Annotated in this window: 13 protein-coding genes; 10 read left to right on the plus strand and 3 right to left on the minus strand. The window is 37.9% G+C overall.

The features are described from left to right. Positions 1-280: 280 nt before the first annotated feature. From KJ678_01040 to KJ678_01060, 5 genes are all read left to right on the plus strand, one after another. On the plus strand, positions 281-946 hold the full coding sequence (locus tag KJ678_01040; protein ID MBU1016733.1) for a VTT domain-containing protein: 666 nt from the start codon (positions 281-283) through the stop codon (positions 944-946). After that, on the plus strand, positions 936-1,484 hold the full coding sequence (locus tag KJ678_01045; GenBank protein ID MBU1016734.1) for a class I SAM-dependent methyltransferase: 549 nt from the start codon (positions 936-938) through the stop codon (positions 1,482-1,484). The genes KJ678_01040 and KJ678_01045 overlap by 11 nt, the downstream gene beginning before the upstream one ends. 247 nt (positions 1,485-1,731) lie before the next feature. Further along, a complete protein-coding gene (locus KJ678_01050) occupies positions 1,732-2,001 on the plus strand; it encodes a GIY-YIG nuclease family protein (protein MBU1016735.1) in 270 nt (89 codons plus the stop codon). Between the two features lie 322 nt (positions 2,002-2,323). Continuing rightward, positions 2,324-3,469, plus strand: a complete 1,146-nt coding sequence (locus KJ678_01055; protein MBU1016736.1) for a DEAD/DEAH box helicase — start codon at positions 2,324-2,326, stop codon at positions 3,467-3,469. Positions 3,470-3,564: 95 nt separating this feature from the next. After that, positions 3,565-5,220 carry a C39 family peptidase gene (locus KJ678_01060; protein ID MBU1016737.1) on the plus strand — a complete coding sequence of 552 codons (1,656 nt, stop codon included), beginning with the start codon at positions 3,565-3,567 and terminating at the stop codon, positions 5,218-5,220. Between the two features lie 41 nt (positions 5,221-5,261). On the opposite strand, the gene KJ678_01065 is transcribed toward KJ678_01060, so the two are convergent. Next, positions 5,262-5,861: a hypothetical protein gene (locus KJ678_01065; GenBank protein ID MBU1016738.1), complete on the minus strand. Its 600-nt coding sequence runs from the start codon at positions 5,859-5,861 to the stop codon at positions 5,262-5,264. Positions 5,862-6,103: 242 nt separating this feature from the next. Here KJ678_01065 and KJ678_01070 point away from each other — a divergent pair, with 242 nt between their 5' ends. Further along, positions 6,104-6,538 (plus strand): hypothetical protein, encoded by a 435-nt coding sequence (locus KJ678_01070; protein ID MBU1016739.1) that lies wholly within the window; start codon positions 6,104-6,106, stop codon positions 6,536-6,538. Further along, positions 6,520-7,146: a hypothetical protein gene (locus KJ678_01075; protein MBU1016740.1), complete on the plus strand. Its 627-nt coding sequence runs from the start codon at positions 6,520-6,522 to the stop codon at positions 7,144-7,146. Before KJ678_01070 ends, KJ678_01075 begins: the two co-directional genes overlap by 19 nt. Before the next feature lie 239 nt (positions 7,147-7,385). Here the strand turns inward: KJ678_01075 and KJ678_01080 are convergent, their stop codons facing one another. After that, positions 7,386-7,583 (minus strand): HypC/HybG/HupF family hydrogenase formation chaperone, encoded by a 198-nt coding sequence (locus tag KJ678_01080; GenBank protein MBU1016741.1) that lies wholly within the window; start codon positions 7,581-7,583, stop codon positions 7,386-7,388. A 49-nt stretch (positions 7,584-7,632) separates the two neighbouring features. Here KJ678_01080 and KJ678_01085 point away from each other — a divergent pair, with 49 nt between their 5' ends. Beyond that, positions 7,633-8,124 (plus strand): hypothetical protein, encoded by a 492-nt coding sequence (locus tag KJ678_01085; GenBank protein ID MBU1016742.1) that lies wholly within the window; start codon positions 7,633-7,635, stop codon positions 8,122-8,124. After that, the gene (locus KJ678_01090) at positions 8,117-9,418 is read left to right on the plus strand and encodes a nickel-dependent hydrogenase large subunit (protein MBU1016743.1); all 1,302 of its coding nucleotides are present in this window, start codon (positions 8,117-8,119) and stop codon (positions 9,416-9,418) included. Before KJ678_01085 ends, KJ678_01090 begins: the two co-directional genes overlap by 8 nt. Here KJ678_01090 and KJ678_01095 read toward each other — a convergent pair. Further along, entirely contained in the window at positions 9,358-9,759 is a 402-nt protein-coding gene (locus KJ678_01095) for a hypothetical protein (protein MBU1016744.1), read from the minus strand. The genes KJ678_01090 and KJ678_01095 overlap by 61 nt on opposite strands. 172 nt (positions 9,760-9,931) lie before the next feature. Between KJ678_01095 and KJ678_01100 the strand changes: the two genes are divergently transcribed. Beyond that, positions 9,932-10,254: hypothetical protein (locus KJ678_01100; protein ID MBU1016745.1), on the plus strand; the 323-nt coding region annotated here is incomplete at its 3' end.

The following is a 10,254-nucleotide window of genomic DNA, read 5'->3' on the forward strand; positions in this document are numbered from 1 at the left end:
ACGACCAAAGGCAAAACAACCTTGAGAACAATGCTAAAAGAGTGTTTCAAACAGAGATAATCTCTGGTAGAAATTTTACCTGTCCGCCCTTGGTGGAAAGAACTTTTTATAAATCTCAAATGGCCGCCCTGGTTGTACTCAGAAACCTTTCGGGATCTGCCCAAGACGGCCATTAAAAAGCCCGAAGGTTATTTCTGAGTACAACTACAATATACAAAAAGCGAGAAAATATTACAATAGCAACTTCTGAAGTTTAGCTGAATCAAGTATAATGACCAATATGAAAGTATTGAATAAACGCAATTTATTTTGGTTTGTTATTTTCGGTTTACCTCTTATAGCCACCATAGTTGGCTATTTGGTTCCTAATCCTTTATTTCCTGATAAACAACAATTAAGAAATTTTTTAGATAATTATGGTTTTTTAGCTCCCGTAATTTTTACTGCTATTGCAGTAATACCAGTAGTTATAACACCATTAAATCACGCAGTTTTCGCTTTGGCAGGTGGAGCAATTTTCGGTTTTTGGAACGGCCTACTCTTAATCTGGCTTAGTAAAACTATTGGGACGATAATCAACTTCTATCTGGGTAGATTTTTGGGGGAGATGTTTGTTTCTAAATTTATTCAGAAGGCCGATTTTAAAAAATATGACAATGTAATCAGATCTGATAAGGCCCTGATAATCTTTTTTTTAATTTACTTAGTACCACTTCTCTCAAATGATAATCTAACCTACCTTATTGGTTTGTCCACTATCCGAGCGAGAACATTTATTCCGGTAGTTACAATAGCTCATCTTGGAACTGCCGTCACCTACGCTTACGTTGGAAGCGGACATTCCTTGCTAAATCCACTATTTATATTATTTATCTTACCTCTTGCTGGAGCCGGATTATTCGTTACTAAATTAAAACAATTAAGTAATAAAACAAATGAAAATTAGAGAATTTATTATCGAGACAATAGGATACAAACTTTTTCCATGTTGTTACAATCGATTCCACGATCCTTTGTTCGAATTTGTCAAATCAAAAGCACCAAAGGAGTTCCGATATAAAGAAATTTTCGATTTAGGATGCGGTGATGGTAAAAATACAATTCGAATTAAAAAGGTTTTTCAGCCTAAAAAAATAATAGCTTGTGATAGAAGTGGGCCAATGTTAAAAAGAGCAAAAAACGAAGGACTAAACATACAATCACTTGATTTCAACAAAGGATTTCCGAAAGGAGAAATGGCAACATTTACATACTCACTTCATCATGCATACGACAAAGAAAAAACACTTAAAGAAGTCGTAAACAACTTTGATTATATTTTCATTTGCGAACCATATTTAAATTTGTTTCATATAGTTAATTGGGGACATGTTCCCTCTAAGAACAGGTGGATTGAATTATTTGATAAAATTTTGGGGAACTATAAGTTGTACGAATACGAAGGAAATTTAATTGTTTTCTATAAAAATAAGCGATTGCGTTAGCAATCGCAAAATCGCGCGCGCAAAAAATAGCGGAGGCGCGGCGGGTGGGCACATTCGACAAGCTCAGTATAAAGGCGCCGCGCCGGAGCAAGCGAGGTCGAAGGCCGAGCTAATCAAATGAAGTTCGACATTTTCTGTAAACGGCCAGCCCTTCGACTCACTTCGTTCGCTCAGGGCTATAGCCCGTAAAGAGTGAAGCGAAAGAAGGTCCCGAGTGAGTGAAACGAATCGAGGGACAATAAATTATATGTATTTCGTTTACATCCTTCGTACATCATCTAATACTTTATACATTGGCCAAACGAACGATTTAGAGAGACGGTTAAAGGAACACAAAAATAAAACCAGCAGGTCTGCTAAGTACATAAAATATTTTAAATATTTTGAATTAGTTTATTCCGAAGAATATCTTACTAGAATAGAAGCAATGAGAAGAGAAAAACAATTAAAGGGTTGGACGAAATCAAAAAAAGAAGCTTTAATTAGTGGCGATTTAGTATTATTAAAAAGACTTTAAGGGACAGGGGGAGTTGTTTTATCAACCTCACTCACCTCTGATGTGGGCGGAGGGTCTACAAGCAAAATACCCGATTGTAAAATAGAATAGTACGGTGGTATAAAATAGTGTAATTTAGCTTATAAGATTTTATGAAAAGTAGAAAAATCTACACACAACTTGAACTCAAGTTGCCCCATAGTCCCTTGACAATTATTTATAATCTGTTACAATAACTTGTGTTCCGTTAATTTGGAACCAGGGACTGTTTTTAGGTTGGTAAAGTAGGAATACCTCATACTTGCATCTCCATTAATATCAACAGTTTCATTTGAAAACTACTATGTATAAACAAAGAAGAAGGGGTTTTAATCCTCAAAGAACTAGATTTCGTAGTTTTGACCCAAGGACGGTTATTGGAAAAATAACAGGTCCTGTTTCTGCTGGCTACGAAATTAAAAACAGCTTCTCGGACTTTCCTCTCAACGAGGAGCTTGCTAGAAATGTGGCCTCTCGTAAATTTGATAAACCAACGCCAATTCAAGACCAAGCAATACTTGAAATTTTAGCAGGTCGCGATGTGGTAGGTGTTGCAAACACTGGTACAGGTAAAACCGCGGCTTTTTTAATTCCACTTATAAACAAAGTGATTCTTAATAGAGGGTCCAAGGTTTTAATAATTGCCCCAACCCGTGAGTTAGCTGTGCAAATTGATAAAGAATTTCAGATTTTCTCTAGAGGATTGCGTTTATATTCTACTGTTTGCATTGGCGGGGTATCCATTCGTGGTCAAATTAATAAACTTCAGAGAGGACCTCATTTTGTGATAGGAACTCCGGGAAGGTTGCTTGATTTAGAAAACCAAAAGAAAATTAATTTTGGAACATTTGATTCTATTATTCTGGATGAAGTGGATCGGATGCTTGATATGGGATTTATAGTTGACATAAAAAAAATTATTTTAAAACTCCCTCAAAACAGACAATCGCTTTTTTTCGCGGCAACTTTAGATGAAAGCGTAAAAAGTGTAATGCGTCAATTTATTGTTAACCCGGTAATGATTTCAGTTAAAACGGCAGATGCTAGCGCAAATGTTTATCAAGATGTTATAGATTTAAAAGGGAGAGACAAAGCGGATGCGTTATGTACCCTTTTAGGCAAAGAAGAAGTATCCAAAACCCTTATATTTATGAGAACTAAACGAAGCGCGGATAAGTTACAAACTAGTCTTTTAAAAAATGGGTTTCAAACAGCTGTTTTGCATGGAAACAAAAGTCAAAACCAAAGGCAGAGATCTCTTGAACAATTTACTCTTGGCAGAGTGAATATTTTAATCGCGACGGATGTAGCTTCTCGAGGGTTAGATGTTACTGATATTAGTCATGTTATTAATTATGACCTTCCAGAAAGTTATGATACTTATATCCATAGAATAGGCAGAACGGGAAGAGCCGATAAAAAAGGAATTGCTTTAACATTTATAGGCTAATAGCGACCACTATCCCTTGACAGTAACAGCCAAAGTAGGGTATTCTTCCATTGCACTTTGACAATTTAATCCTAATCAATCCCAAGGAGGGTAAGATGAAACTCGGAAGCAGGTTTTTGGTTCTTTCAGTACTGTTGGCTGTAATTCTTTCACCCTTTTCGCCTGTTACGGGAGGGGGCGCTAGCGCTTCTACAGAAAGAACTGCTGGTTTGTCAGCTAACTTGTTTGTTGAAAACGGGGACGCTTCTTCACAGTCTATGGATAGCGCCGTGGACTTTAGACTTTTGAAGGTTGTATCGTACCTGTGGTCAGATGGGCATGGTGATATGTCTCTTGAACACATAGTCAAAAACAACAGCGCCAACAATTTCACAGGAATTATTTGGTTGTTGGATGATTGGAACACTACCGATTACCGAAACATTAGAGCCGAAGATGACAAAGGTCCATTAAACACATCCACAAGAATGGACGGAACGAATATTTATATCACCATCTTTTTTAGACAAGCTGTTCCTATTGGGCAATCCCTGCATTTTACACTTTATGTAACTATCGGGAAGATGACCACAGGGTCTGGAAATAATTGGAATGGCCATTGGTATATACGAGTGGAAGGTTCCCCAATTGGCGAGTTAATTCAAGGCGTAACGCTTCCTTCAAACGCTCAAATTACTAGTGTAACTCCAACGCCCACAACGCGACGCAATAATTATGTTGAGTGGCGATACATCAATGTTCCTGACGGATGGCAATTGACCATTGATTTAAACTACCAACTGTCGTCCACAATGAATGTTCCGTTGTTCTATCAAGGGACGGCGCCTGTAGATGGAAACAGTCCTGTATGGGAGCTTGATACTTACAACAATTATCCTGCCGGAGATAGATACAACACTATGTATGCTTGGGGTTGTTTTATCACTAGCGGGGCTATGGTTATTAACTACTGGGCGCAGAAATTGGATGTGCCTTTCAGAACAGATCCAAGACAGATAAACGAATGGATGAAAACACACCGAGGGTATGATGCTGGTCATAATGGGAATGTTAACAGTATCGTAGAATATGCAAGATATGGTGGTGTGACGATCTATGCGGAAACTATATTCACCACATCCAGTTCTGTGTTGGATGGATATATTCTCTCCGGTAAACCTGTTATGTTAGGTGTTAGAAATCAAGGGCATTTTGTTGTAGCTACGGGAATAACCACTGTGGGAGGTGTTAAAACTTACACAATAAATGATCCGCTTCTTGGAAGCACTACTCTTAAAGAAAGTTACAACAATCAATTTAGCAGAATGACTGTGTTTACAGATACGCCCGTGGATAACCGAGATATGCGTGTTGCGGCGCATTCGCCAGTGGAGTTTGTGGTTACAGATAGGTTTGGGAGAAAATCTGGGTATGACCCAACAACGGGTACTACTTGGAACCAAATACCTAACTCACATTATGTTTTGGAAGGTCTAGCAAGAGCGGGTACCACAACACCCGAGAACATTTCTAAAGTGTTGTATATAAACGAGCCGGAAGACGGGAATTACGATATAAAGGTTTTCGGCATAGGGTCTGGGTTGTACAAAGTGGACACTTTCGCAACAGATTGGAAAGGCGAGGTTGACTACCAAATTGTCTCCGGTGAGGCTACTGTTGGCTCTGTCGCAACATATACCGTAGAATACAATGCTGTGGCAGGGCTAATTTTCAAAGGGTATTTGCCTATGGCATTGAGAAACAAGAGATGAGACAAGAGGGCTTATTCTTAGCGAAAGCCTTGGGTAAGCCCTTATTTTATTATGTCTTTTATTGGAACAACATTACTAATAAATATCTTATACTCAACAGTAAAGGGATAATTTAATTCGTTTTCAGGGTATGGGGGTTTTGCTGTTGTATAAGCATCCCGACTGGTGTAGGTACTCCAATAAACAACCCTTACTTTATCGTCCCAAACTTTTAAATAACCTCTTGTATCGTTGCCAACACCCATAGGCATAGTTACATTTATGCGATATTCGTCATTTGCGCGAATATTCGCCTCGCTTACCCAGTTGTTGCTTTCAAACCAGTTGTCTGTTACTTCAGAAAAAAAGTTTTCTCTTTGCACATATATATTTTCATTCTTAACAAGTTTATTGTAAATCCATATAGTTCCGTTTAAACTTACATACCCCCCCTCTCCTGTTTTTAAATCTAGCAGGTACAAACCCCAGTCGTTTTTAGAGTTTTTTGTTTCAGTCCATTTTAGTTGTGGGTTAGGAATTGGAAGCGCGAACGCCCTTTGTTGAGCTTTTTCTTGTTGCCGAATGAGGATATACACACTTCCTGCCACGATGAGCGAGATTACAATAAAGAGAGATAATATAAGTAAAAACCTTTTGCGCATATCTGTATTTTACACTACTTGTACAAATAGGGGGTACCCTTTGTCTAAACCCACATCTACCACTGGAGGGGGGGTGTTTTGCCACGACCGTCTCTGCGACAAGCGCATCAAACCCTTTCGGATCTGTCCAAAGCGACCATTAAAAAATCCGAAAGCCAGTCTGATTACAATTACACTATACAAATATTCTGAAACAAAAAACAAGCTTGATTTTCACCCTCACTAAGAGTTATCCTTACAGTATGAAACTCAAAAAAAGAAAGAGGTTACTTATTTTCGGTGCTTTGTTGGCGCTGATTGGAGGCGTGCTTTGGAATGTCCCCGGAGTTAAAAGCCGTAGACTAGGCGAACAGTGCAATAAAAAATACAATAGTGCTATAAAAACGGCAGAATCAGATAAACAACATTTCCTCTTTGAAAACGCCCTGGATGCTTGTTACACAAATATCGCTCGCAAGTACCAAAACACTCAATTATGTGACAGGATTGAAGGTGAACAAATGAGAAGTGTTTGTTATGCTAATGTTTATTATTGGGATATGTCTGTTGAATTTTGCGAAAAAGACGATCAAAAGAACATATGCTTACATGTTGTTTCTATAAAAAATGGGGACAAAAGTATTTGCTCAAAAATAGATAACGCCTCCATTAGAAAATCATGCGAACAAAAGGAATAAAGCAACAAGCGATCGGCTCAAAATGGGATTGGCAATTTGTAGCAAAAAGCTATCTTGCCTTAGCATATATTGGGGTTGAAGAGATGAGAGAGAAAAAATACTGCAATCAGCCGACGCTTCTGTGGCGGGTTTCTAAACAAACATATGATGCAAAACTACTACTGATTCCAATTATTTGGAACATAAAACATGCAATAGAGCTTGTTCTAAAAACACATAGCGTTACCTTTCAAAAAGGATATTTCAAGACGCACAATTTAAGGGATCTCAAAGATGGGTTGGCCAAAATATTGAGTATACAAAATCAGAGTAAGGATAAAAAATTTGATGAATTAGTTCGTATCGTTGACAAATACTACAGCATTAGGATTTTTAACGGAAAACTCCTCAATTCACAAACGGCTTTTGATACTGACAATGATATATTCCGTTATCCAGAAGGGAATAAAGCAAAATTTGAACTAAACCTCAAGTTGTTTGGCACCATTACTGATGAAGAACTTGTAGGGTTGCAAAAAGAAGTTGACTTAATAAATTGTCGTCTTAACATTCCCACCAAATATAAACACCTCAAACCGTACTGGAATAATTTTTCAAAAGGGAGCTAAAATCGCGCACGCAAGAAATAGCGGAGGCGCGGCGGGCGGGGGCGTTGCGCAGGCTTGTCCGCCGAAGGCGAAGGTTGGAAGCAAGCGAGCTAACACATTGAGATTAGACACCTTTTTGTAAATGGTCAGTTTGTGTCCTGAGCAAAGCGGGGAACGGGTTAAAATGCATAGATTTGGAAAGCGCCTCATTTTTTTAAATGATAGTAACCCGTCAGTAGAAGCTACCCTAAAACTGCTTGCTAGGTTGCGGCGGGAAGCGGTATAAGTTTGTCGGGGGAGGCTAAAACTTGAATTATTATTCCCATCTGAACCAAAACCTTATCCCCCACTCTTACATTTTCTTCCCCTATAATCGCAGTTCTTACCTCATTAGGGTATTTAACTTGCGCTTTTAAACCTTCCAATTTAATTATTTCTCCCGGAAACGCGATGCACATTGTTTTATAATATACCACACTTGTTTAGTTTTCTGATAGAATATGCAATATGGATAGAAAGAAGCTTGTGGTGGGGTGGTTTTCGTTTACTTGTAGCGAAGATAGCACCATTATTTTTACTGAACTTTTAAACGACCATTTTGACGAATGGAAAAAAGTAGTTGAATTTAGGCACCTAAAAGTTCTCAAAACCAAAAATTCCCTAAAAGATTTGGATGTTGCTTTTATTGAAGGAGCCATATCTTCCAAAAAACAAGAGGAAGAAGTGAAAAAAATAAGAGAGAATGCCAAATATGTGGTTGCGGTAGGAGCATGCGCTTGTACAGGAATGCCCTCAAGTTCCCGAAATGAATTTGCGGATAAAGAAATTGATGAAAAAGTTCAATGGTATCTAAACCATTTTGATTACAGCGCTAAAGTAAAAAGACTGGATGAAGTAATTGCGGTGGATGATAAAGTGCCGGGTTGCCCTATGAATGTTAAAACTTTTATGGAAATTTTGGAAAAGTATCTAAAAGTTTTTGGAATTTACGATGCATAACGGAAATATAACTATAGACAACATCACAAAAATAGAAGGTACTGCCGGTCTTGAAGTTGTGGTTGAAGATGGCAAAGTTAAAAATTTAAAATTTATAATAAAGGATTATCGGAGATTTTATACCGAATCGGTCAAGGGTAAACCCTTCATTGCCGCCCCGTCTTTTTTGTCCAGAATTTGCGGAACTTGCTCGGTTGCTCATTTGTTCGCCGCTCTTGAAGCTATTGAAAAATCTCAAGGAATTGTAAACACAAAACAGACTATGCTTTTAAGACGACTTGCCTATAACGGGTTAATGATACGAGACCACGCTTTGCATTTATACTTTTTTGTTCTGCCCGATATTTTGGGAGTTGATTCTATTCTTGATATTTCTGATGATTCCAATAGTTTAGGACATATACTTCTTCACGACTCTTTTGATATAAAAAGAGTAGGAAAAGAAATTACCGAAGTGGTTATAGGGGCGGCTATTCACGCGCCGTTTCCAACAATCGGCGGATTTTTAAAACTTCCCGACCCTTCAAAATTTCCCGATTTAATTTCCCGTTTGGAATCGGTAAGACCGCAAGTTCTAAGAGGAATAAAAACATTCTTTGAATGGAATGAGAATCTTACTAGAAATTCTGATTACCTTTGTTTGCGAAACGACAAGAGTTATGACTTTATAGAAGGATTAATAATCAATTCCAGCGGTAAAAAAGTTTCCGAGGAAAAATTTCACAGCTTTTTAAAGTCCGTAGTAATTCCGTATTCCCAAGCGGAGGGGTATGTCTTTTCTGATGTACACGAAGACTATTTGGTAGGTTCTCTTGCAAGATTAAATTTTAATAAGGATTTGCTAAACCCGCGAACTAAAAAATCCGCCAAAAAGTATTTATCTGTTTTCCCGTCAAACAACATTTATCACAACAATTTGGCGCAGGCAATTGAAGTTTTGCAATGTGTGGACGATTCTTTGGACATTTTAAAAACAATAAAAATTGTTCCCGAGGACCCCATAAAAAAACCAATTAAAGCAGGTAGCGGGGTTGGGGTGGTGGAAGCGCCCCGTGGAATTTTATATCATTTGGCAAAAATTAACGAAAAAGGAATAATTGAAGATTACGATGTAATTGTGCCTACCGCCCAAAACCAAATTAATATAGAAAACGATTTAAAAAAATATTTTAATGATAATTTGGATAAAGAACACGATATTCTAAGAAGAGATGCGGAAAAAATTATCCGCGCTTACGACCCTTGTATGTCCTGCGCCACCAATTTTCTTAAAATTGAATGGACAGTTAAATAGTCCACTTTTCCTTGACAAGGTATGCCTACTATTTTAACTTTTTTGAGTTTTCCCAGCTTTTTTAAATACCTTAACTGAAACCCCAAATCAAAATCATGCGTGGAGACGCGCGGGGAGAGAATAATTTTGTTGGCGCTGTCTAAATCAAAAAGTTTAATCTTTTTTATTCCTTCCACAACATCCATAATTATTACATTTTCTTTATCTGGGAAAGGAAGGTCTTCGTTGGGTTTTATATATATAAAATCAATGTCTTTGACGCTTTTTTTGAGTAAGGATGCAATTTTAAGCGCTTTATTGTCTTCTGTAAAATCTTCGTTTCCAAAAACATATATTTTCATGAGTTTAATTCTACTACTTTGCGTTTCGTCATTGCGAGAAGCGAGTGGTAACGAGCGACGAAGCAATCTTGGTGAGATTGCTTCTCCCGACCTAAAGTCGGGATCGCAATGACGGGAGTTTACCCCGATTCGGGGTAGTCCCTTTTTGGAAAATTGATGTAAAATGGAGGTTATGAATAAGAAGGACATAAAAGCTTTGCAGTTAGTCAGCCGGTTTTCTCTTCCGCCAAATTATCTTGGTTTTTGCGGAAAAGATTCCGCCGCCGAAAGACTAAAAAAATGCGTAATTTCCGGCAGATGCGAAAATGTGGAGGAGGAGTTAAGCCATTTTATAACGCTTTACCCGTATCTTAAAACAATTTCAGAAATAATAGGTCTTTCCGCCTTTTCTTATCCGGTAATAGAAAGTTATTGGCTTGGAAACGAGGAATTAAAAAAGGCAAAACCGGAACATTTTGAACTTCTTTTGGAAAATTTTGCAAAACAAGGTGTTCC

This window comes from Patescibacteria group bacterium (assembly GCA_018817085.1).
GTDB lineage: Bacteria > Patescibacteriota > WWE3 > CG2-30-40-12 > CG2-30-40-12 > CG2-30-40-12.